The sequence below is a fragment of the Leptolyngbya subtilissima AS-A7 genome (genome assembly GCF_039962255.1).
Taxonomy (GTDB): Bacteria; Cyanobacteriota; Cyanobacteriia; order Phormidesmidales; family Phormidesmidaceae; genus Nodosilinea.
On sequence record NZ_JAMPKY010000003.1, the window covers coordinates 99296 to 121617 of the forward strand.

The 22322-nt window shown below is 56.2% G+C and carries 27 protein-coding genes; 10 read left to right on the forward strand and 17 right to left on the reverse strand.

Translation table 11 applies throughout. The annotated features are described in order from the left end of the window. Positions 1-33 precede the first annotated feature (33 nt). The 3 genes from NC979_RS07770 to NC979_RS07780 all read right to left on the reverse strand — a co-directional run bounded on the left by NC979_RS07770 (position 34) and on the right by NC979_RS07780 (position 2400). A complete protein-coding gene (locus tag NC979_RS07770; RefSeq protein WP_190514575.1) occupies positions 34-180 on the reverse strand; it encodes a hypothetical protein in 147 nt (48 codons plus the stop codon). A 136-nt stretch (positions 181-316) separates the two neighbouring features. Next, entirely contained in the window at positions 317-1156 is an 840-nt protein-coding gene (locus NC979_RS07775; RefSeq protein ID WP_190514576.1) for a hypothetical protein, read from the reverse strand. Between the two features lie 182 nt (positions 1157-1338). Next, positions 1339-2400, reverse strand: a complete 1062-nt coding sequence (locus NC979_RS07780; protein ID WP_190514577.1) for a mannose-1-phosphate guanylyltransferase — start codon at positions 2398-2400, stop codon at positions 1339-1341. Between the two features lie 285 nt (positions 2401-2685). Between NC979_RS07780 and NC979_RS07785 the strand changes: the two genes are divergently transcribed. Continuing rightward, positions 2686-4125: an LCP family protein gene (locus NC979_RS07785; RefSeq protein WP_190514578.1), complete on the forward strand. Its 1440-nt coding sequence runs from the start codon at positions 2686-2688 to the stop codon at positions 4123-4125. Between the two features lie 40 nt (positions 4126-4165). Then, positions 4166-4558 carry a DUF202 domain-containing protein gene (locus NC979_RS07790; RefSeq protein WP_190514579.1) on the forward strand — a complete coding sequence of 131 codons (393 nt, stop codon included), beginning with the start codon at positions 4166-4168 and terminating at the stop codon, positions 4556-4558. A 7-nt stretch (positions 4559-4565) separates the two neighbouring features. Here NC979_RS07790 and NC979_RS07795 read toward each other — a convergent pair whose 3' ends face one another. Further along, entirely contained in the window at positions 4566-4967 is a 402-nt protein-coding gene (locus NC979_RS07795) for a DUF202 domain-containing protein (protein WP_190514580.1), read from the reverse strand. Positions 4968-5184: 217 nt separating this feature from the next. On the opposite strand from NC979_RS07795, the gene NC979_RS07800 reads away from it, so the two are divergent. Both NC979_RS07800 and NC979_RS07805 read left to right on the forward strand, forming a co-directional pair. Continuing rightward, a complete protein-coding gene (locus NC979_RS07800) occupies positions 5185-5586 on the forward strand; it encodes a YidH family protein (protein ID WP_190514581.1) in 402 nt (133 codons plus the stop codon). A 340-nt stretch (positions 5587-5926) separates the two neighbouring features. After that, the gene (locus tag NC979_RS07805) at positions 5927-6298 is read left to right on the forward strand and encodes a hypothetical protein (RefSeq protein ID WP_190514582.1); all 372 of its coding nucleotides are present in this window, start codon (positions 5927-5929) and stop codon (positions 6296-6298) included. A gap of 62 nt (positions 6299-6360) precedes the next feature. On the opposite strand, the gene NC979_RS07810 is transcribed toward NC979_RS07805, so the two are convergent. The 11 genes from NC979_RS07810 to ebsA form a co-directional block, all read right to left on the reverse strand. After that, the gene (locus NC979_RS07810) at positions 6361-6768 is read right to left on the reverse strand and encodes a DUF4346 domain-containing protein (protein WP_190514583.1); all 408 of its coding nucleotides are present in this window, start codon (positions 6766-6768) and stop codon (positions 6361-6363) included. A gap of 96 nt (positions 6769-6864) precedes the next feature. Continuing rightward, complete coding sequence (locus NC979_RS07815) at positions 6865-8415, reverse strand: adenylate/guanylate cyclase domain-containing protein (RefSeq protein WP_190514584.1); 1551 nt, start codon at positions 8413-8415, stop codon at positions 6865-6867. A gap of 87 nt (positions 8416-8502) precedes the next feature. Further along, entirely contained in the window at positions 8503-9702 is a 1200-nt protein-coding gene (locus tag NC979_RS07820; RefSeq protein ID WP_190514585.1) for a GNAT family N-acetyltransferase, read from the reverse strand. A gap of 6 nt (positions 9703-9708) precedes the next feature. Further along, positions 9709-10476 carry a RibD family protein gene (locus NC979_RS07825; RefSeq protein ID WP_242023781.1) on the reverse strand — a complete coding sequence of 256 codons (768 nt, stop codon included), beginning with the start codon at positions 10474-10476 and terminating at the stop codon, positions 9709-9711. Positions 10477-10494: 18 nt separating this feature from the next. Continuing rightward, entirely contained in the window at positions 10495-11064 is a 570-nt protein-coding gene (locus tag NC979_RS07830; RefSeq protein ID WP_190514586.1) for a hypothetical protein, read from the reverse strand. 200 nt (positions 11065-11264) lie between these two features. Next, positions 11265-11717, reverse strand: a complete 453-nt coding sequence (locus tag NC979_RS07835; RefSeq protein ID WP_190514587.1) for a YraN family protein — start codon at positions 11715-11717, stop codon at positions 11265-11267. A gap of 72 nt (positions 11718-11789) precedes the next feature. Next, on the reverse strand, positions 11790-12281 hold the full coding sequence (locus NC979_RS07840; protein WP_190514588.1) for a YajQ family cyclic di-GMP-binding protein: 492 nt from the start codon (positions 12279-12281) through the stop codon (positions 11790-11792). A gap of 31 nt (positions 12282-12312) precedes the next feature. Further along, positions 12313-12729, reverse strand: coding sequence for an MAPEG family protein (locus tag NC979_RS07845; protein ID WP_242021491.1), 417 nt, complete (start codon positions 12727-12729; stop codon positions 12313-12315). A 42-nt stretch (positions 12730-12771) separates the two neighbouring features. Beyond that, positions 12772-13275: a DNA-processing protein DprA gene (locus NC979_RS07850; RefSeq protein WP_190514589.1), complete on the reverse strand. Its 504-nt coding sequence runs from the start codon at positions 13273-13275 to the stop codon at positions 12772-12774. A gap of 97 nt (positions 13276-13372) precedes the next feature. After that, positions 13373-14455 carry a DRTGG domain-containing protein gene (locus tag NC979_RS07855; protein ID WP_190514590.1) on the reverse strand — a complete coding sequence of 361 codons (1083 nt, stop codon included), beginning with the start codon at positions 14453-14455 and terminating at the stop codon, positions 13373-13375. A 186-nt stretch (positions 14456-14641) separates the two neighbouring features. After that, complete coding sequence (gene ebsA / locus NC979_RS07860) at positions 14642-15022, reverse strand: type IV pilus biogenesis protein EbsA (RefSeq protein ID WP_199303819.1); 381 nt, start codon at positions 15020-15022, stop codon at positions 14642-14644. A 271-nt stretch (positions 15023-15293) separates the two neighbouring features. On the opposite strand from ebsA, the gene NC979_RS07865 reads away from it, so the two are divergent. From NC979_RS07865 to smpB, 3 genes are read left to right on the forward strand one after another with little or no spacing between them, the layout of a single operon-like run. After that, on the forward strand, positions 15294-16733 hold the full coding sequence (locus NC979_RS07865; RefSeq protein WP_190514591.1) for a glycosyltransferase family 2 protein: 1440 nt from the start codon (positions 15294-15296) through the stop codon (positions 16731-16733). A 26-nt stretch (positions 16734-16759) separates the two neighbouring features. After that, positions 16760-17026: a YciI family protein gene (locus NC979_RS07870; protein ID WP_190514592.1), complete on the forward strand. Its 267-nt coding sequence runs from the start codon at positions 16760-16762 to the stop codon at positions 17024-17026. An 11-nt stretch (positions 17027-17037) separates the two neighbouring features. Then, the gene (gene smpB, locus NC979_RS07875; protein WP_073606786.1) at positions 17038-17508 is read left to right on the forward strand and encodes an SsrA-binding protein SmpB; all 471 of its coding nucleotides are present in this window, start codon (positions 17038-17040) and stop codon (positions 17506-17508) included. A gap of 51 nt (positions 17509-17559) precedes the next feature. Here the strand turns inward: smpB and NC979_RS07880 are convergent, their stop codons facing one another. Further along, positions 17560-19248 (reverse strand): ATP-binding protein, encoded by a 1689-nt coding sequence (locus tag NC979_RS07880; protein WP_190514593.1) that lies wholly within the window; start codon positions 19246-19248, stop codon positions 17560-17562. A gap of 347 nt (positions 19249-19595) precedes the next feature. Between NC979_RS07880 and NC979_RS07885 the strand changes: the two genes are divergently transcribed. From NC979_RS07885 to NC979_RS07895, 3 genes are read left to right on the forward strand one after another with little or no spacing between them, the layout of a single operon-like run. Then, positions 19596-20945, forward strand: coding sequence for a sensor histidine kinase (locus NC979_RS07885; protein ID WP_190514594.1), 1350 nt, complete (start codon positions 19596-19598; stop codon positions 20943-20945). After that, complete coding sequence (locus tag NC979_RS07890) at positions 20920-21048, forward strand: hypothetical protein (RefSeq protein ID WP_348253527.1); 129 nt, start codon at positions 20920-20922, stop codon at positions 21046-21048. Before NC979_RS07885 ends, NC979_RS07890 begins: the two co-directional genes overlap by 26 nt. Positions 21049-21051: 3 nt before the next feature. After that, positions 21052-21618 carry an SRPBCC family protein gene (locus NC979_RS07895; RefSeq protein ID WP_190514595.1) on the forward strand — a complete coding sequence of 189 codons (567 nt, stop codon included), beginning with the start codon at positions 21052-21054 and terminating at the stop codon, positions 21616-21618. A gap of 28 nt (positions 21619-21646) precedes the next feature. Here NC979_RS07895 and NC979_RS07900 read toward each other — a convergent pair whose 3' ends face one another. Continuing rightward, the gene (locus NC979_RS07900) at positions 21647-22309 is read right to left on the reverse strand and encodes a class I SAM-dependent methyltransferase (RefSeq protein ID WP_190514596.1); all 663 of its coding nucleotides are present in this window, start codon (positions 22307-22309) and stop codon (positions 21647-21649) included. Positions 22310-22322: the final 13 nt, after the last annotated feature.

A 22322-nucleotide genomic window follows, 5' to 3' on the forward strand; every position in this document is an offset into this window, starting at 1 on the left:
CTAATGGCTTTAGCCCTCGGCCAGGCAAACCCCTTAGTTGGTGCGCTGACGCTTTTGCAGCGCCTCCAGCATCTGCTGCTTGACGGCTTCAGCCCAGAGGCTGAAGTCTTCTCGGTTTTCTAAAGCGTTACGGGCTGAAGAAGAAGCAGAAGCCGATTGCGATGTTTTTAAGGTAGTCATGGCGCTGTACAGAGTTGCTAATATTTCTGATATAGCAAATCTACTAGGGTGCTAGCCGCGCCATTATGCGCCCCTTGCATTGGCCTGACTGAGACCTGCATAGTGCTTGGAAATTACCTAGGTTTGTGTTGATTTCCTAAAATTTCTCGGCTTCGGCCAGGGCCTTGGCTTTGTTGGCGGTGTAGATCTGCACTCGATCTTGAGCAACGGGGTAGCGCTCGTCCCCAGGTGGCACCTCGGACATTAGATCGGCTGCCCGCTGCCAGCGCACCGCTAAATCTAGCCAGGCGGCAGCGGTGGCAGCCGACTTACCGTCTTCCACCGACTGCTGAGCAATGCGCACCGCCAGTACGAAGGGATCCTGGCCCGTGGGCGCCTCTGGAGCTGGGGTGGGAGGCGGTTCAGTAGTGGGGGCAACCTGCGACCCCAACGGCAGCTCAACGCCCAGCCAGTCTTTAGTCGCCCATCCCACCAGCAGCAGCAGCAGCGCCAAACTGGCACCGCCAACTAACCCCCGCCAAAAAGCGCTGCGGCTCGAAGCCGGCTTTTTTTTGTACACATCATCTAAAAACGGGTTGCGCTGGCGAGGAGCGCGCAGGTCACGCCACAGTCGGGCTACCGGGTTGGGCTGCTTGAGCACAATCGGCTCTGACCAGAGCAGGCTGTTTTTGGGGTCACGCTTAATTTCATCAAGCCACAGCAGCTGCTGCTCTTGCACAATGCGGCTGTTGATATTGACCTTGTTAATGCCCCGTGGGCTAATCGACTCCAGCACGTTGCGCACCTGGTCAACTACCGTCTCCCGAGGCAGGGCATCGGCGCTGGGGGCCTCGACCAGCAGCTGCAAAATGCCGCTGTCTTGAATGGCGCGGGTGCGAATGCCCTCGTCAGCGAAGTGCTCATTCAAAATTTGAATGATGGCGGCTACACTCCCCTGGCGGGCCTGAAAGTCGATGTCGTCAATGGTTGGATGCATGGTTCCGAGCTGCTGCATGCCACGGAGTTCCGCAGCATAGCGCAGGTATAAACGGCTGATCCCGAAATTATATCAACCGCTGTCCAACCTGGAACGTTCTCTCTTGAGGCACAAGATCCCTGGGTAACTTCCTCCCTGCTGCATCCAGCTTGGAAAAGTCCAGCGGCGGCTGGCAACCAGGGCTACAGCAGGTGCTGAAAGCGATCCTCTGCACCGATCTGCTTCACCGCCGCCTTGATGTCTTGGGTACGGTCTTTGCGCACAATTAAAGTGGCATTGCCGTCGCGCACAATCACCACATCCTCCAGGCCAATGGTGACGATGACCTCATCGGGGTCGGCGGAGTAAACAATGCTGCCTTCGGTATCAAGGGCGACGTGGGTGGCTAAATCGACGTTTTTCTCGCCGGGCTGCTTCAGCAGGCGCTCGACCGCGTTCCAGTCGCCCAGGTCATCCCAGCCAAAGGTGACGGGCATGACGTAGGCGCGATCGGTGTGCTCCAGGACGGCGTAGTCAATGCTGAGCTTGTCTAGGCCGGGATAGGCGTCAACCCCTTCAGCAATCAGGGCTTGCATCAGAGCAGGGGCGTGGGTTTTCAGCTCGTTGACCATCACCCCGGCGGGGAAGATGAACATACCGCTGTTCCAGCTGAAGCGACCGCTGTCAATGAAGGATTGGGCGGTGGGAGCGTCGGGTTTTTCGGTGAAGCGGCTGACGGTGTAGGCGCTGAGGCTGCCGTAGGTGCCGGTGGCCTCCCCCTGCTCGATGTAGCCGTAGCCGGTGGCGGGGTAGGTGGGGGTAATGCCCAGGGTGGCGATCGCCCCTTGGCTAACGGCCAGCTCAGCCGCCGCCGTTAGGGTCTGACAAAATGCCGCTTCGTCGGCAATCCAGTGGTCGGCCGGGAAAAAACCCACCAAAGCGTCATCGCCGTAGCGCTGGGCGACCTCCAGGGTGCCCCAGGCAACTGCCGGAGCGGTATCACGACCCACTGGTTCGACCAGCAGGTTAGCTTCGGGCAGTTCAGGCAGCTGTTCACGAACCCGATCAGCTAGGTGAGCGGCGGTAATCACCCACATATTTTCCCAGCCGTTGGCCAGGGGCAGCAGGCGATCGGCGGTGGCTTGCAGCAGGCTGCGATCGCTGCCGTCTAGACACAAGAACTGTTTAGGACGGGCCAAACGGCTCACCGGCCAAAACCGCTCGCCCTTACCCCCTGCCAAAATAATAGGAATTAACGCCGCCATAAAAATTTCCCCTGGACTTTTAAGTCATTAAGTCATAGCGGCGGCTTCACAACCACCTGCATAAGTGGCTCAATCCTATCCTTTGGAATGAGATTTCAGGGCAAAATTCGCTTAATATTGATTAACACATTAACCTGCTGCGAAGTTTTAATAGGGTGTTAGGGGGTGTCCCTGATCCTGTCTTTAAGCGTTGAAATTTGGGTCTAAAACCATGCTGAGGCTACATTGGCCAATCGTGGCAGGGGCTATGGTGGTAGGGCGTCGCAGCAAGTCAAGCAGGTATTCATGACAACCCCTTTGCAGAATGTCGACCCTAAAGAAAGTCGCTCTACCGACCCTGAACAGGCTGAGCTTGTAGCCTCAGACGGTCAACCATCTGCACCAGCCTCATCTGCTGACCAATCATCCCACCCCCCTAGGATGGCCCGACGTCTGGTTAAATCGCTGCTGTGGGGTAGCCTATTTGTCGGTACGGCTGCGGTTTCGGCTGCGGTTGGGGCGGTGATTTCCCTTACGGTGCCTTTGCCCGACTTTATGGGTGGCAACACCAACCGCGCCGCTAGCTTTGGCGATCTCTGGCAGGCGGGCTTTCGCTACCAGGTGACGCGTCCGGTCAACATTTTGGTGATGGGCATTGACGAAGTTCCCGATGCCCAGCCCAACTCGGACGCTGTGTTTGCTGGTCGTACTGACACCCTGTTGCTAGTGCGGGTCGATGCCGAATCCGGCACCCTCAACGTCATGTCTATCCCCCGTGATACCCGCGTGCAAATTCCAGGCTTTGGGATGGATAAAATCAATCAGGCCAACGTCCTAGGTGGCCCAGAACTGGTCGCTCAAACCGTGGGCTACAACCTGGGTAACATTCAAATTGATCGCTACGTACGCATCAACACCAGCGCTTTTCGAGAAATGGTTGACCTGGTAGGGGGCATTGAGGTCAATGTGCCCACCCGTATGGAGTACACGGATCGCACCCAGGGCCTCTATATAGATCTGTATCCCGGCTGGCAAACCCTCAATGGCGACCAGGCTGAGCAGTTTGCTCGCTACCGCAAAGACAGCGGCGATATCGGCCGAGTGCAACGCCAGCAAATGCTGCTAAAGGCGCTGCGGGAGCGGTTGACTAACCCCGCCGTGCTGCCCAAGCTGCCCCAGGCGCTGCGGGTGGTGGAGCGTTATGTCGATACTAACCTCACCCTGGAGGAAATGCTGGCGATCGCCAACTTCGGCCTCGAAATGGAGTCTGACCAGCTGCAAATGGTGATGCTGCCCGGTCGATTTAGCACCCCAGCCGAGTTTAACGCCAGCTACTGGCTCCCCAACTGGGAAGCTTCGGCCACCGTCATGCAAAACTTTTTTCAGGCTGAAGGGGTGAGCATTTACGCCGACAATTCCCAGGGCAACTACGTAGCCGATCTGTCTATTGCGGTGCAAAATGCCTCTGGCCAGCCCGATCAAGCCGCCTCGGTAGCCAACTACCTGCGCGAGAACGGCTTTAGCAATGTCTATATCATCGATGACTTATCAACCACCATGGCCCGCACCGAAGTTGTTGCTCAACGCGGCGATGTCGAGAGTGCCCGTACGGTCGAGTCATTGCTAGGAGTAGGGCTGGCCCTGTCGGAGTCAACCGGTGACCTCGACTCCGACATTACAATTCGGGTGGGGGAAGACTGGGTTGAACAGGCCACCCAAACGTCAGAGACCCAGCCCCAGGAATAGACTAGGTATTGCCCAGTATCATCTTCAGCTCTGGCTACCCATGTCTAGCCTTTACCCACCCCATGCCCAGGACGCTCTGGCCCGCGATCGCAACCGCCTCGCCGCCGATCGCTCCCTCCTATCCTTTGTGCGCAACAGCCTCACGCTAATTGGCCTGGGTTTGGGTCTTGAGCAAATCTTAGCGGCGCTCGGTGCCCACTGCGTTGACCGTGGCATTGATGGGTGGGCCTATGGTCTCAGCCTAGTGTATGTCGGTCTGGGGGTGCTGAGCCTGGGGTTTGCGATCGCCGACTATCAAACTGAAGGGACGCACCTGCGAGCGCCCCACTATCGATACCGGCCCCGCTGGTCTGTGGCAGAAGCTACGGGACTAGCAATTTTTGTGACCGGTGCCGTGGCCTTGGGCTGGTTAGGATTTAACCTGCTGAAGTAAGAAACCATCACGGCAGCACTAGCGTTACCCCTAACCCGGCGATTCCTGCTAGCACAATGGCAACCACCGCCCAACGATTTAGCGTCTTGATCGACAGCAGCACATTGCCTTGCTGCTCAAGGGCGTTGAGCGTTAGCCGGTGCTGCACCAGCGCTAGCCCCAGCAGCAATAGACCCATGCCCACAAACCCCAGGCCCACCAGGGTCGGATTCGGGTTCGCTATGATGGCTGCCGATGTCACGTGCCGCCGCAGGCTGCGTGTAATTTGTTCATAAGCCACGCCAAAGCCAATCAAGCCCAGGCAAATTCTGCTCCAGGCGTTTAGGGTACGTTCGGCAGCAGCGCGGTTACGTTCTCGAGCTAGCTCGTTGGTGATGTTTACCAGAGAAGACGGAGGGGCATTACTCATGGGTAAAATTGCCATTTGAAGCGATCGGTGGCAGGTCGCAAGGTTGATAGTTTGAAACGGGCCATCTAAATGGCAGAACCACGCTCGCCGCTGATTTTACCTCTGGGTCAGGGTCAACCACGCAGCACAAAAAAGTGATTCAGGCTCAAGATTGAGCCACCTGAGCGTAGGATAGTTTCGCTGAGCCGCTTGTTTGTCTACCCTTGCTGGTGTTGCCATGAGTTCGTCTAACCCAGAGCCTAACCCAGCAACAGAACTGGCTAAAGAGCGCAATCGCGCCGCTGAAGAGCGCACCTTGATGGCCTGGATTCGCACGGCCCTGGCCTTAATTGGCTTTGGCTTCGGGATTGAGCGCATTGTGGCAGCCATTCACCAAACCCTGGGAGACGGGGTGAATCCCCTGCGGTTGACTCGAATTTTAGGCCTATCCTTTGTGGCCTTAGGTACCTTGGCGCTGTTAGGTGCCGCCCTCGATCACAACCATCAGCTCCAGCGCATTCAGCGCAACGATCTAGTCTACCGATCGCGGCGGTCTCCGGCCCTGGTGGTGGCCTACATTCTGGCCGGGCTAGGGGCGATCGCCTTCGTAGGCATTTTAATTAGTCCCCTAGTGCCTTAACGGTAACCTAGGCTACTTAGCGCACGGCCACAAACCCAGCAGACTGACAACAATAAACCACCGTCAAGAAGCGCGAGACGGTTCAAAAACCATTTTTTCCCTGAATAGAAAAGCCGTCTATTTGCCCAAATCATTTAGGGGCAAGGTGTAACAATCTCAGCAAATATGTTTACAAAGCCAGACATTTCTTAGCCGCTTTTCAGATTACTAAGGCTGTCTTAGAGCGGGTGTAAATATCACAGCAACCCCTGCGAATAAAGGTTAAATGATTCAGGAGACCCAATGTGATCTATTACCTTGAGTCTAGGATGAGAAGGGAAATTTAAAAACCAGGCGTCACATGGACTCTATGCAAACCCAGGTCAGTCTTTTGACAAATAAGATTGACGCCCTGCATCACATGATTGATCAGGTCAACGATCAGGTTGCAGCCTTAATCGCGACCCAGGCCTGCTCGGTTACTCCCGGCGAGCCAGGTATCAGTCGCTTTGCCTACGGCAATGCCCCCCGCCACAGCCCCAGTATGTTGGACAGTGTTTGCGAGCACAAAGATATTTTGCTCGACAGCAGCTATCTCGATTTAGACCGCCAGAGTACCGAAACCAATTTCTCCCAGGACGTACAAATTCAGCGGCTAACGGCCCAGCTTACAGCAGCGTATAACCGCATTGCCGCTCTAGAAGAGCAGCTATTGGCTTCCCGAGTCCATTAGCCAAACCCATCAAATGGCAAGGGCAATTCAGGTATAGAACTGATGCCCGCCAGTGGATAAACTCAATCTTGAATGTAGGGTTCGCCAGCGCTGAGAGCAGCTTCGGCCCGCATAAATTCGCGCCCTAAGTAGGCCGCATGATCGAGATAGGTGATAGGGCAGGGACGCTCTGGATCTTCAAAAATAGAAATACAGAGTTCTTTGGCTGTGTGACCGCTATAAGTGCAGGTGGGCACACGCTCTACAGGGCCACGCACGGGTAGGGGTTTGCCAGTAGCGGGGTCACAGGCCAACCCTTTGTCGTTAATGATATTGGCAAAGTGCTTAGCGCAAATCAGCCCCAGCTCTACGTCTAAATAGATTAAAAAATAGCCCGCTGGGTCCAGCTCAATGTAGCGCTTCGAGAGCTGGTCATCGAGGGCCTGGCGCTGGGCTTTGTCGACAGGCTGGGTGCTAGAAGGTAGAGTCATCGCAGGTTAGGCCACCGCGATCGCGGCCTGGTAATACAACGTTAGGACTCTCTATGGTAACGCGCCGAGCTGCCGCCTCAATTTTCTGATAGTAGGTCAGCCTTCGAGGCTATAAATCGCTTGAGGAGTGGCTTTGCCCTTGAGCAGTAGTTCCCCTAAAAACCTACAGCGGTAGTTGGAATCGGACTCAAGTACCTGCCTGGTAGCGGCATCGAGCAAGATTTGATTTTGGCTGGCCTGACTCATCAGCCGGGCGGCGGTGTTGACTGTATCCCCCAGCACATTAAACTCGCGTCGGCCTCGGGGCTCACCAATCTCTGCCGCAAACACCGGGCCGTAGGTCAACCCCATGCGGCAGCTAATGGGTAAGGGCAGGCCCAGCCGCATGGGCTGCCGCAACTGGCTCACCAACGTACGAATTGCCAGCAGGGTTTCGGTGGCCCGTAGGGGAGCCTCGGGATCGGGGGCGAGCACGCCAAAATGAATCAGCAGCTCTGAGCCTACTGAGTGGTAGGTCACCTTTTGCAAAATGCCGCGCCGCCGTTCTACTGCGCCGTTGATGAGGGCAAAGGCATGGGAGAAGCAGGTGACAATGCCGTCAGTATCGTCGGGATAAGCGGTATCTACTGCCTCTGGCAAACCCATTAAATTGACAAAGGCCACTGCCGCCGTAGGAAAAGCCGGGGGAATACGGCGAGCGGCAGCGGTATTGACAAGCAACTGGAGCACTGGGCGAGGCAGATAGCTAGCTAAGGGTTCAACGGTGGCGAGGCTAGCCTGAATTTCACCAATTAGGCCGGGCACGCTGCGGTCAAACAACATTGAGCTGGCTGTGCGGCGACGGCTTAGAGTGAGGTCGTACTCTCCCAGGGTTTTAGCATTCAGGTCGTCGACCACCAGCCAGCTAGACTCGGAGTTAGGTTCTAGACTCAGGGGGTGGGCCGCAGGTTGAAGGCAGTCATACCCAGCTTGGCTGAGGCAGACTCGGCCCACTGCCCCGGCCCCTTCGGTCTGCTTAGCCACCAGCACTGGCTGTCCCAACAGAACGTGAGCTCGGCGTAAAGGGGTACCAATATCTGCCGCTACAAACTGCCCCGGATGAATGCCTAGCCGCATGCGCAACGATAGAGGGCCCTGAGCGGTTTCAAGGGCAGAAAAATTCTCCATGGCTCGCTGCATTCGCAGACCGGCATAGACGGCCTGCGTTATCTCGGCGTTGTCGCCGCCAGACTGATAGGTCTCGTGGCGAAACTGCACCAGCATGGCATCGCCGGTAAACTCCAGCAGGTTACCGCCAGCTTTGCTGACCAGCTCTACCATCCGGGCAAAGTAGTCGTTGATTAAGGTCAATAGAGTCTCGGCCCCAGCTTGCCCTGCCGCCGCACTAGCCGCAAATAGCGGAGTAAACCCAGCTAAATCAGTAAACAATAAGGTGCCGCGATGCCAGCAATGGCGTATCTGAGGGCTGAGGGGTGGCTGCTGGGCTACATCGCGAGGCAGGTAGTCGATCAAAATATGCTGTAGCGTACGCAGATGATCAAACACCTTGACCAGGGTTTGGGCAGAAGGGTCAACCCATAGGGCTGCGTATAGGTCAGCAGGGGCTAGGTCTCGCAGGCTGCGCTCAATGCTATCCAGTTCTGCCACTGACCCTATCCATTGCTTACTCAGCCGAACAAATCTGCTCTTCTAGGGTGCCCGCCTGTGCTGTTGCTATACCCAAGCTGTTTAGGCCTAAGTCTGAGGGCAGAGGCTATCCCCTGGAGGTAGTTTAAGGGGTAGCTCGGCATTGATAGTGTCAATTTCCTGCTGCTCGAGCTCGTTGACCTCAGTGATGTAGCGGGTCAGGAGGGTTTTCATGCGAGGCGAATAGAACCGATGCAGGCTGTAGTTACCCAGGGCTGGAAAGCCCCGTCGTTTTTTATGGCGTCCTCCCGCCCCAGGATCGAACAGGGTAATGTTGTTAGCGATCGCCCACTCAATCGGCGCGTAGTAGCAGGCGTTAAAGTGCAGATTGTTCATCTCCATCGTTGAGCCCCAGTAGCGGCCGTAGAGGCGATCGCCCTTAGTCAGGCAAAACGACATGCCTATCGGGTTGCTGTCGTCTTCGCTATAGGCGACAAAAAACACCATGCGGTGGCGGTAGTCGTGGTGCAGCAGGTGAAAGAATTTGCGGCTCAGGTACTTGCTGCCCCACCAACCAAACTTGTCGCAGGTGTCGGCATAGAAATCGTACATCTGGTCGCACAGGGTCTTGCTGATGGCATCTCCAGCGATCGCCTCCAGACGCAGGCCCGCCGTCGCCATCGACTTGCGCTCACGCTTGATGTTGCGCCGTTGGTTGGCGTTAAACATGCCCAGGTAGTCGTCAAAATCTTTAAACCCATGGTTTTGCCACACGTAGCTGTGGTGCAACCATTCAGCAAAGCCTAGCTGGGTCATGGTGGCCCGCCACTCGGGATCAACGTAGAGAAAGTGGCAGCCGGAGATGTTGTTGCGATCGCAAAACCCGTCAATCACCTCTACCATGGCCCGAGTGACGATCGCTTCATCGGCGTCGGGGGCAATCAAAAATCGATAGCCCTCCGTTGGGGTAAACGGCGCCATGCCTAGCAGCTTGGGATAATACTCTACCCCCAGACGCTCAGCCAAATCGGCCCACTGGTGGTCAAATACAAATTCGCCCCGGCTGTGGCCCTTCAGATACATGGGAGCAGCCCCGACCAGGGTTGTCCCCTGCCAGAGAGCCAGATGACAGGGCAACCAGCCCGTGTTAGCCCCCACGCTGCCCGATCGCTCCATATTGTGCAGCCAGCTCCATTCCAGGAACGGTGTAATTAGGGGCTGGGCTAGTTCGTCCCACACGGCCTCGGGAATCTCATCAATGGAGCGCAGCCAGGTGGCGGTCAGCGACGGCACAGAGGGATAGCCCATGGAAGATTAGTCAGTAGGAGAGGGTTGGTTATTCTCCAGGGTAAAGGAATTTCCAGACCCTTGCAGAGGTGGGGGCAGGACCCGATAGTGCAAAAACACCTCCCCTCCTATCGCTTCATGGGAGAGCAACTGTAGCCGGGGAGCGATCGCTGCCAAAAAACCTGCTCCCTCTACTGGGGTCGGGGCCGTTGTGCCCCCCAAAATCAGCGGGCACACCGTTACGAAGATGTCGTGGACGCAGTGGTGGGCCAGTAGCTCTGCCACCAGCCCGCCCCCGCCTAAGAGGGCTAGGTGGTGGATGCCCGCCGCTTTCAACTGGGCTAAAATCCAGGGCCAATCCCAGGACTGGGTTTTGGCTTCGGGCACTATCCAAATGTGCTCGAACAGCCCCGTTTCTGCCCAGTGCTGAGCCCCATCGGCAGTGGTGACTAGCCCTCTAGGTACCGGCTGCTGAAAGTATCGAAACTTGGGGTCGAGATTGCCCGAGGGTGACCAGACAATCTGCACAGGTTGGTTTGTTTGGTGCCGCTGTCGCCGCTGGGCCAAAAGGTCTGGGTTGCGCACGCTTAAGGTGGTGCCGTAGGCCCGCAGAGTACCTCCCCCAAACAGCACCCCGTCCGCCGCTGCTACTTTTTCCTCCAGGTGAGCTAGGTCGGCCACTGAAGAAAACCGGGCGGCACCACGCTGGGCATCGGCAATTTTGCCGTCCAGGCTCATGGCCAGCACCAGGGTGATGTGAGGCAGGATTGGGTCGGGGGCGATCGCCAAGGGCAAGGGCTATGGAGCGTATCTCTAGTTTACCGAGGCCTCTAGAACCGCAGGTTGGCTTTCACCTAGATCCCAGCTGCTGTGGCATTTCCAGCTTTGATTGGTCAGCTGCTGGTAAAACCGCATCTCCCACTGGGTGGGGGTTTTCCAGTCAATGGCTGCTTTTGCCTCGGTAACTATGGCCTTGTTGTCTTTGCGGTTAGAGCCATAGGCCAGGGGTAGACCCAGCTCATCCTGAATGCGGAGAGGCATTTTGCGGGTGGGCGACTTCACGGTGCAGGCAAAATTCACCATCACCTGCTTCAGCCAAGGAGAGGTAATCGCCAGACCGCTCCAGTCGGGTTTGACTACTAGGCCCTCTAGGGTCACCACCGGAGTGGGGCGTGCTTTTAGGCCGCGGTTGTAGGCGCGATCGAGGCTGCGGGTATAGATCGGGGCCGCACCAGACTGTTCTTCAAAGCCTTCAATTAGCAAGCAGCAGGCATCTGGGCCTTGCTGAAGGGGGGCTGCTGTCTCTCTGTGCTCGGCTAAGAACCGCTTGATCTGCTCGGCTAGGCTTCCGGTCGGGCAGACGTAAATTGCAAACTTGGTCATAGGGCATTCCCAGAGAAACAGCGAACTGGGAAGTACGGTAGGCAGCCTGCTCTAGCCCACTGGCTGGATGCAGACGCTAGGGATAGAGGCAGGACAACGACTATACCTCTATATAGCAGCTTAGACTATGAATGCTCGAATGCCGTTAATGGGGCATTATTATTTACTTAAGAACTCCGGTTTTGCTAATCCTACAGTCTTCAGCAACTGGGCACGTCAAAGGCATTTTCGATGTAGTCTTGCAGCGTTAGATAGCGAACATCATCCACTAAAAGGTGCTTGGCAGGGTTGGTTGGTGGTTGCTGACCACGGCGGCAGGCCACCAGGGCTACGTCAAATCGGCAGGTGGCTTCTGCCCACTGGGGATGCTTGATCAAGTAGAGCTGGGCAGCTTTCCACAGTTTGGCTTGCTTGCTGCGGGTGATTGCCATCAAGCCGTAGGCATCCCAGTTACCCTGGCTGCGAGTTTTGACTTCGACAAAGGTAAGCTGACCGCTGGGGTTAGCGGCTCCCCAGGCCATCACCAAATCGAGCTCGCCCCAGGGACAGTACCACTGGCGATCGCACTGTTGCCAGCCCTGGGTCGTTAGCCAGTTGGCTACTAGGGTTTCGCCCAGGGTGCCCAGTTCGGTCTTGGTGAGTTCGGCGGTCATGGCGTGATGTTCCTGGGGCAGCATTCTTTAGCGTGCCCAAGGAGTGAGGGGCGATCGCCCTACCAATGGTTTCTACCGATAGTTGGTAAACTGCACCGCCACGGGCCAGTCTTCCTGCTTCACTAGCTGCATCGCCTGTTGCAGGTCATCTTTAGACTTGCCGGTAACCCGCACCGCATCCCCTTGAATCGCAGCGGTCACCTTTTTGAGGTTGTCGCGGATCAGCTTAGTAATTTGCTTACCCATCTCCTGCTCAATGCCCTTTTTGAGGGTGATGGTCTGGCGTACGCGGGTGCCGCTAGCCGCTTCCACATCACCAAACTCAAAGATCTTGAGGGAAAGATTGCGCTTGGCTGCTTTCTGGTACAACAAATCTTTGACCGCGTCTAGAGTCATGTCGCTGGCGGTTTCGATGGTGATGGTGCTGTCCGCCAGATCAATGGAGGTTTTAGTGTCTTTCAGGTCGTAACGACTGATCACATCCCGCCGGGTTTGGTCGAGGGCGTTGACCAGTTCTTGGCGGTCGAAATCGCTGACGATATCAAAGGAAAAGCTAGAAGCCATAGGTACCGTTGAGTATCTGCGCACCAACAGACTACATCAAGGCCGACCGACAGCTCAAGACATAGAGGGTGAAGGTGCTCAGGTTGGCGACCCCAAACATCAGCGATCGCCCGAGCGGCACATTCGCAATGTAGGCCACCGGGTACAGGGTGCGGGCAGCGAGGTAGGCGATCGCGGCTCCCAGCGCCAGCCCTGACTGCTGCTGGGTGACGTAGGCCATCAGCGCCGCTGGAGCAAATAGAATCATTGACTCAAAGGCATTTTCGTGGGCCCAAGTAGCCCGCTGCGCATAGGGGGGCAGTTTGGCCAGCATGGTCCGAGGGGCGGTCTGGTCGTAGCCCACCGCAAATCGCCCGTAGCCCACGACCAGGAAGGGTAGATAGACTAGCAAAGCTGCCAGCCCAATGCTAACCAGCAAAAACCCCGGCATAGACAGCAAAGATGCCATGAATTATTGTCCTCAATAACTTTTTTGCTGTAACTCCAATCGTTAGTCGAAGTAAAACAGCGTCACAATCTTGCGCTGGTCTTCCGCATCCTGGCAGGTTTTCAGCAGGGTGTGGCTGTCGTGAAAAGCAAAGCAGACCAGCTGTTGACAGCGAGAAATAATCTCCTGGTTGCACAGCGAGCTTGCCTCTGCCAAAGACATGGCATCGTTGGCCGGGTTTTCGACTAGGTGCATGACCTGCTCTAGCTGATCGCGCGACTCGCGAGGCTGGCGTTCTAGGCTCTGGGGCAAAATTACAGTGAGCAGGTTGGGATCGGCCTGCATTGCTCCCTTAATGGCGGCGGAGTTGGTGCCAGTCGCCCCCGAGGTGATGATGCGATTACCCCCGAGGGCCAGCGCATAGGTCATCAGCTCGATGAGTTGCTGGTGGGTAATCGGCACATGGCGCGACCCCAAAATAGCCACCCGCTTGGAACCTGACTGTTGAATAGCCGCAAGTTCCTGCAAAAACGTGTCGACTTTAGCGGATTCGAGCGACGCTTCCATGGACTGACTCAAAGGCTGCACCGAATGCGAGAATAACGCGCTTCATTGTATCAGACCAACCGGGTTAGGCTACACTCTGTCCCCAGGTCAGCAGACCTCAGGTGGCCGAAACCGGCAGTTTGAGATCGAGTAAGTGCAGCAGACGGTCTAGGTCAAAGTTGGTAGCTACCAACTCTTGAATGCACTGTACCTTAATGGGCTCATGCAGGCGCACCTGGCCAAACAGCTCATCAATGCGCTCAACCGTAGACAAGGTGTCAGAGTCAACGGAGACAATCGGTACTTCCAAGTCTGAGGCGCGCTCTAAGATCTCCCGGGAAGGGGGGATTTGGCCCGTTAGCACCAGACACTGGGTAGAGGTTTCTAACGCCGCAAACTGGATGTCGGTGCGATCGCCCCCGGTCACCACCGCCATGTTGGTGGCTTTGCGGAAATACCGCAGGGCTGAGTTCACGTTCATGGCTCCGATGGTGAGAGTCTCCACCATTAGGTCAAGGCGGTTAGAGCAGCACAGCACCTCAGCATCAAGCCGAGCGACAATCTCGCGCACGGTAATGCTGCGCATAATGGGCGATCGCGGCAGCACCGCCAGCACCGGAATTCCCTGGTTTTCTAAGAATGGACGGGCCAGCTCAGCGCAGGCCTTTACCGCATCCGTAGGCACATCGTTGATAATCACTCCAATCAGGCGCGACCCCAGCTGAGCCTTAGCAGCCAGCAGGCGATCGACCAGCAGCAGCGAATCGTAGCGCGTCACCAGCAGCACCGCGGCGTCAATATCGGCAGCAATGTGGGCCACAGACAGGTTCAGCAGCGTCCCCTCAGTGAGATTGCCGGGCCCTTCCAGCAGCAGTAAGTCTTCGCCCCGCTGCTCGGTATAGTCCAGCAAGCTGTAGCTTGCCGGAGGCTGACCGCTAAGCGCTAGGCGATCGGCCACAGTAGCTTCGGTCAACGAGATGGCCGGAGGGTAAAATCGCGCCGCTGACAGCCCTAGCGTGTCAACAATGAACTCTAAATCTGGATCCTTCCCATCCCCGTTGGTCGAGTTGCCCATGGGTTTACCAAACCCAACATCCATGCCCAACCCCTGAAGCTGGAGCCCAACACCCAGTAAAATTGCCGATTTGCCACTATACGACTCGGTTGAACCAATCACCAAACGCTTTGCTGAACTGGGCACGCCACAAGTCCTCCATGGGGTAATGCACTGCTCCCCGACCCCAACGACTACAGAGCACCCTAGTCAACCAGGCCAGTGGGCACAGCACCACCCCCATTCTGCCACCTTATAGGGATGTCAGCGTTAGGCATCTCACTGCCCCTCCGCTCAACCTATCCCTAGAACCTCACTGGCCTTGCGGTTGCCCTACTCATCCAATCGCAACAGCTTGCGATAAAACCCTTGGGAAAAATCTGCTGGGCGCTTTTGGCGCAGCGCCACAATCACGTCAAACAAAAAATCCACAAACTCAAAGGTCGCCATTGTAATTTCGTAGCTGAGATCGCTATCACCTTCAAACTGCATGCGACAGCGGGTCAAGTCTGCCGGTAGTACAGACACATTCCAGGTCGCTACAAAGGCAATACTATCGCTCCCCTCAATTTGCCGCTCCCCCTCCAGATTGCCCTGTTTATATAGAGAAATGGCGTAAGGCAGCGCGTTACGCTTATTGCCCTGGTAATAGGGCATGTAAACGCTGATATCCTGCTTGCCTGCGGGCTGAATTGCCTCAAACGTCAAACTCATGGGTCTGGCCTTAGGTCAAATTTCAACAAACGAATATTCGGACGGTCATCGAGGTTAGATGCTTAGGATACTGGATACTTACCTCGCCGGGTTGCTAACGATGACGCGACCTAGAACTAGCATTCCCCAGGATGGTATTGGGTGTATCACTAAAATTTTCCGCAAAATCGAGGATGATAGACCTAGGCCGAGGCCGTACTCGGCATGAGGTGCTGATCCGTGTTGTGGTCTGGCCACCGTCGTTTTTTGTTGTGATCCCTACTCTGAGTTCATGGTTGATTTTCCCGGACGCTCTTCCCCTAGGCGCTTCCACACTCCGATCAAAGATTTGGAAATCGAAGATTTTCCGGGATTTGCCGGTCGGCGTTCCAAGGCGGCCCTGACCTTGAGTGTGCTGTGGGGCCTTACCGTTGTGCTGCACCTGGTCTCTTGGGGCAGTTGGGCAGTGCTGGGGTTAACGGCCATTCTTACCACCCACGCGCTGCGAATTTTGTGGGGCAGACCTTTGCTGCCGCCGCCGCCGCTGCCCTCGATCACCCAAGAGGTCTCTCACGGCGGTGATGCGATGGTTGAAGGCCGATCTGCGGCGATCGCAGGCTCCCCTTGGGACGCTTGGCCCTACGTCTCGCTTCTAGTGGCTGCTAAGAACGAAGAAACCGTCATAGAACCCTTGGTCGCAGCCCTTTGCCAGCTGGAGTATCCTGCCTGCCGCTACGAGGTCTGGATCATTGACGACAACAGCACCGACGGCACCCATCAGCGGTTGCAAAAACTCACCACCCGTTATCCCCAACTGCGGATACTGCGCCGCCCCGCTGGGTCCAGTGGGGGTAAGTCAGGAGCACTTAACCAGGTATGGCCCAATACCAAAGGCGACATCATTGGCGTATTTGATGCCGATGCCCGTGTGCCCAAAGATCTACTGCGCCACCTAGTACCTTTGTTTGACCAAGCTGAGGTTGGTGCTGTGCAGCTACAGAAAGCTGTGGTCAACAGAGCTAAAAATCTTTGGACCCGTGGTCAGCAGGCCGAAATGGCCCTTGATAGCTACTTTCAGCAGCAGCGCATTAGCCTCGGCGGCATCGGCGAACTGCGGGGTAATGGCCAGTTTGTGCGGCGGGCTGCCCTAGCTCAGTGCGGTGGCTGGAACGAAGAAACCATTACCGACGACCTCGATCTCACCTTACGCCTGCACTTTAGCGGTTGGGAGATTCAGTTTTTGCTGCATCCTGCCGTGGGCGAAGAGGGGGTTGAGCGACCCCTGGCCTTGTGGCACCAGCGCAACCGCTGGGCTGAAGGGGGCTACCAGCGCTACCTTGACTACTGGCGGCTAATTACCCAGCGCCGTCTGCCTCCGGCCAAAACCTTCGATATGGCCGCCTTTTGGATGATTCAGTATGGTCTGCCTGCGGTGGCTCTGCCTGACTTTGCGATGGCCATGCTGCGCCATCGCCTGCCGCTGTTTTTGCCCGTATCCAGCTTGGCGCTGACGCTGTCCATGGTAGGTATGTTTTGCGGTTTGCGACGTATTCGGCAACAGCCGATCTGGGTGAGTGGTCTACAAACCTTGTGGGGTAACCTGTACATGCTGCACTGGCTACTGGTCATCGCTACCATGACGATGCGCCTGTCGGTACGGCCCAAGCGACTGCGTTGGGTAAAAACTATCCACCTGGGTAGCGAAGACGATCTCCAAGTCGATCTACCCTAGGCCAGCTGTAAGACAAACTTTCTGCTATGCCCTGGTTCGTTAAAATCGAAAAAGGTGTCGTTAACAAAGCCATCTTTGACCAGCATGTACCGGCCCACGTAGCCTACGTCAAAAGTCTTATTGCCCAAGGCTATGCCGCTAAGAGCGGTTACTGGGCCGAATATGGGGGTGGTATGCTGTTATTCCGGGCTAATTCTATCGATGAAGCCCGCGCCATTGTAGCTGCTGACCCGCTGATTCAACATCACTGTGTCGAGTATGAACTGCATGAGTGGCGGGTGGTGGTGGAATAGGAGGACACACTGTGGCCGATTCAAGTGATGGATACAAAATTGTCAGCGATAACCGCCAGGCCCGCCACGAGTACGAAATCCTCGAAACCTATGAAGCTGGACTAGAGCTGATGGGTTCAGAGGTGAAGTCGATTCGCCAGGGTAAGGTTAACCTGCGCGACGGCTATGCTCTGATCAAAGACGGGGAGCTGTGGCTGCACAATGTACATATTTCGCCCCATACCATGACCAACAAGGCCTACAACCACGAGGCCAAGCGCACCCGCAAACTGCTGCTGCACCGCGACGAGATTCGCAAGCTAATTGGTAAAGTCGAGCAAAAGGGACTTACCCTGGTGCCGCTTAAGCTCTATCTCCAGCGGGGGTGGGTCAAAGCCACCATTGCCCTAGCTAAGGGTAAAAAGCTCCACGACAAGCGCGAAAGCCTCAAGCGCAAGCAAGAATCCCGCGAAACTGCCCGCGCCCTCAGCGGACGGGATTGATTCAGTTCACACCCTAAGCGTTTGCTTAACGCCTAGGTTGCTGGCTAATGTCTACTCAATACTCACACCACTAAAAGTTTCGGCCTTTTTGCCAGTACTAGCAGGAGCGGCTTTTTCTAGGTGGCGGGCCTGCTGACGGTGGCCTTGAAAGTGGCTGAGCCAAGCCTCTGGAGCATTCATAGTTTCGCCGCCGTGCTTGGTCAATCGCTTGCGCACCTGGCAGAGTACCGGAGTATTGACGCAGGCTCCTGAGACAATCACTTGGCCCTTGGTCAGGGACGGCAATTCTTTTAACAGATCGCGCCCAGCGGCTTCGACCCCGTACTTGAGGCTGTCCTGATCTACTGGGTTGACGATACGCATGAGGAACTGGCTCATGCACTGGCTGAGCACGTCGGAGTCGAGCTTACCGGGGCGCTGGGTAATCAACCCTACGCCCATACCAAATTTGCGGCCCTCACTGAGAATGGTGCGCAGCACCTGCTTGCAGCGGGCCGGCTCATTGGCCGGAGCAAATCGGTGGGCCTCCTCGATCAGAATGAACACCGGGTAAGGCAGGTAGTTCTCGTCATCAGCAGAAATTTTATCCTTAGCGGTGTTGATGCGAGCCTGGTAGCTTTGGCGCAGCACGGCGGCGCAGATCACCTGCTGCTCTTCTTGGCTGATCTCGTTCATTTGCAGCACGGTAACTTGGCCGGGGGCAAACAGATCCTTCGGGGCCAGGTGCTCCATGCGGTGGAAGTAGTCCGATCGCTCCAGTTTGCCCAGCTTCCACTCCAGGGCTGGAGCCGACGAGCCGGTTTTCTCGTTGCCCTCGTCGTCGGTGGTGCGGTCTGACTCGTAGCAAGCCGAGATCAGATCCTGCACATCCCAGCGGTGTTCGCCAAATTTGTGCTTGCCCAACAGGCTAAAGGCTTTGTTGAGAATGGCCTGCTGGCGATCGCTCATATCGGGCAGCAGGGTGAGAATGTCGTAGTAGTCGAGCGACGACATACGGATGCGAATGTCGTCGGGGGTAAGCAGCTTAACTTCAGGGCTGTAGCCATCGTCGCTAGCAAAGCTAGGATGGCCGCGCATGTCGGCTAGGGTGCCGTACTCACCGTGGGGGTCAAAGATCAGCACTGCCGCCCTATTGTAGGGGCTGAGCAATTCTTCAATCAGTACCCCCGCCGTGTAGCTTTTGCCCGAGCCAGTGCCCGCCAAGATCGCCATGTGGGTACTCACCAGCTCTTTCACATCCAGCGTTACGGGCACCCGCCCGCCGGGACGCAGCAGTAAGGAGCCGATTTCGGCAGAGCCCACCTCTTTGGGTTGTTTCTTATTAATAATCTGGCGCAGGCTTTCGTCGTCGGCTAGACAGACCTTGGCCCCTGGATCGGGGGCGATGCGAGGGTTCATAAAGCCTAGGGCAGGGTGAAAATGACCCACCACATCGACAGTGACCTCGTAGATTTCAGGATTGGGATGGGCGAATCCAACCAGTGCCGCGATCGCCTCAGGATTGATATCTGGGTCAGCAAAGATGCGATCGGGCAGGTGGTCGATCAGGCGGCGATCGGAGATCTTTCCTAGAATCTGGGCGCTGGGGATATCCGCTAGATCGACGGTGTAGTAGACAAACTCACCGATTTTGACCTGGCGGTTGTCGGCGGTAATGAACACATACTGGTTGCCGTTTTCCCCCGGCCCCTTAACGGTGCCAATTACTGGAGAAGCCGAAGGTTGCTTTGACCGTGCCATAGGAACCCGCTAGGAAAGGAATTTTTGCCAGGGTAGCAAAAGTCTAGCCATCCCCAGCGTTGACTTCATTAATACTAATGTCCTGCTGACGATTAGGGTAGAGGCAACGTCATCGACCTGTGAAGAAGATGTAGCGCTGAACCTTGCGATGATCAAGGACCAGCCTTCGGCTATCCCGGTAGAGATTGCGGATCTTACTGAGCGAAGGCGATCGAAAAATTGGCGTATTCACGGATACTGCCTTGCAGGCTAGTAGATAGGCTAGGAGTAGTCGAGGGTGAGGTCAGGCTAGCCCAAACCCCACCCCCGGCTCAGGAGGTCAGGAATACTTCGCTGGACGATTGCCCATGGCTTCGGAAAATCCGACAGTTTTGTTCCAGGCTCGCCCTCCCGAGGGGTTAGCGTCTACCTCTACCTATCTTTGTGAAGGGCGCGAAACCTGGCCCTTGGTTCACGCCCTGGCTGCTACGCTCAATGAGCCCGACATCTTGCCGTCTTTGGCGGAGGTGCTGGGCACTCACTTGGGAGCAGGGGCTTGCCTACTGCTCTGCCACTATCCTGACCACGGGTTGACTTACACCTGTTGGCGCCAGGGGGGAGCCTCTGTTAACCACCAGCTCGGTGACGCCAAAAGCGGCTCGATCCTAGATCGACAGCGCCAAGCAGCCCTAGAACTCGTTCAACAAACCATTGACCAAGCAGCAGGCAAGGCTCGGCTGTCTTGGCAGAAGGGGTTGGCAGGGCTGCTGCGGAACGAAGCAGAGACACCTGCCTGGCTACGCACCATTGCGCACTGCACCGCTATTGCTGTGGATGGGGCAGGGTTGCAGGGCGCGATGCTGCTGCTGGGGGCTGGGGGGCTGAGCGTGGAGCCTACCGCCCAGGCTAACTTGGCCAGCATAGGCGCGATCGCTTTCCATCAGCACTACCTTCAAGGGCAAGCCCAGCGCAACACCGAGCAGTTACGCTACCTCAACTACCTCAAAGAAGACTTTCTCAGCACCCTTAACCACGAGCTACGCACCCCCCTCACCAGCATGATGCTGGCCATTCGCATGCTGCGCCGCCCCGATCTCACCCCCGAGCGATCGGCTATGTATTTGGATATTTTGGAACAGCAGTGCACCCGCGAAATCAACCTAGTGAACGACCTGCTGATGCTGCAAACTCTGGAGTCTAAAGCCCCTGCAGAAGTTCGCCAATCTACAGATTTAGGGCAGCTGCTCACGGATTTGGCCAAACAGTCACAGGAACAATTTCACCAGGCTCAGCTAACGCTGGCACTACAGCTACCGTCTAAGCCGGTATTGCTAGCCACTGACCCAGAGCGGCTGACCAAAGTGTTAAAAGAGCTGGTGAGCAACGCCCGCAAGTATTCAACCCCGAAAACGGTTGTGACCTTTGCCCTAGCTGATAATCAGGCCCAAGAGGGACGGGTCACTCTGCAAGTTAGTAATTTGGGGGCGGCCATTGAGGCAGACGACTTGCCTCACGTTTTTGACAAGTTTCGGCGAGGCCACAACGCCACCAAAGATGGCATTGCTGGTACCGGTACCGGCCTTGCCCTAGCCCGTGGGCTTGTAGAGCAACTGGGGGGCACTATAAAGGTGTCAAGCCAACCAATCGACGCCCAACTCTGGCAAACCTGTTTCACCCTTGAGTTTGAACGCCATGACAAATCTATCCCTAATTCGTAGGGCAACAATTCATCGGGGCAACACCATGCCAGTAAATTTTGCTGGTATTCTGGGCACAGGTGTGGTGGCCTGGCCAAACTACACCCTTAACGGCTGGTTTTGACCCATGACTGCGACAACCCCTGAAATCCCCAACTTTGAACCAGCGCTCCTAGGTGCTGAGGTTTCTGCGCAGGCAGCAGGTGTCACCATCCACACCGAGAAGCTGGAGGGACAGCAGCGCCGTATTTTGGCGTCAACCCAGATTCCTGCCACAGCCGATCAGGTCTGGCAGGTGCTGACAGACTACAACAACCTGTCGAGCTTTATCCCCAATCTCTCCCACAGTCAGCGGTTGAGCCATCCCAATGGCGGCATTCGCCTAGAGCAGATCGGCTCCCAATGCTTTCTCAACATCAAGTTTTGCGCCCGTGTGGTGCTGGATATGGTCGAGGCCTTTCCGAAGGAACTGCGCTTTACCATGGTGGAGGGTGACTTTCGCCAATTTGAGGGCAAGTGGACGCTAGAACCAGTGAAAGATGCCGCTGGTGAGGTAGTTTGCCTAGGCTATGATCTGGTGATTCGGCCTCCCCGAGCGATGCCGGTGGCGCTGATCGAGCGGCATATCCGCAATGACCTGAGCCGCAATCTGCAAGCAATTAGCGATCGCACCCTCGTGCTGTTTGGCGCTTAGTCTGAAACCTTTGACACCGAGTCCAGGGCTAGCTAGACACCAGCGGTTCCATCCGTTCGGCAATGACGGCATAGAAGGGGTCACCGCCGGGCATGCCGAGCATTTGCAGAATGGCGGGAACGCTGGGGGTGTGAGTTACCACCTCTGGGCTGCTAAAGCCGGGTACAGAGCCAAAATAACCTTTGACCAGATTGACCCGGCGGGTTTCGCTTCCGTCACGCCAGGCGGCGATCGCCTTCTGATAAAACATGCGGTTTGAGAAGCTAACAATAGCAATACCGCCCGGCTTGAGAATGCGGTAAATTTCGCCAAACACCACCTCAGGCTGCTGGAGATACTGTACCGATACTGTATTGAGCACTGCGTCAAAGGATTGGTCATCCAGCGGCAGCTTGGGGTTTTCGTTGAGGTTTTGCACGAAATAATGGTTGAGGCGGGGGTTTTTGGCCAGCTCTTCGGCGTTTAGGCCATGGCCTTCGACCCATTCAAAACCCATGTCTTTGGGCAGGTGGGAGACCCAGCTGCTCATCATGTCGAAGATGCGGCTGTTGGGGGTTAAACGTTCACGGTAGAGATCCGTGAGCTGCTGAATGAAGCCATCATCTACATGGGTTACAAAGCGGGGCGCATCGTAGAAAGCGGTGTCGCTAGACTCGTCGAGCTTGGTGCGCTGGTCGGGCTGAAGCAGCATGGTAGTCGGGGGT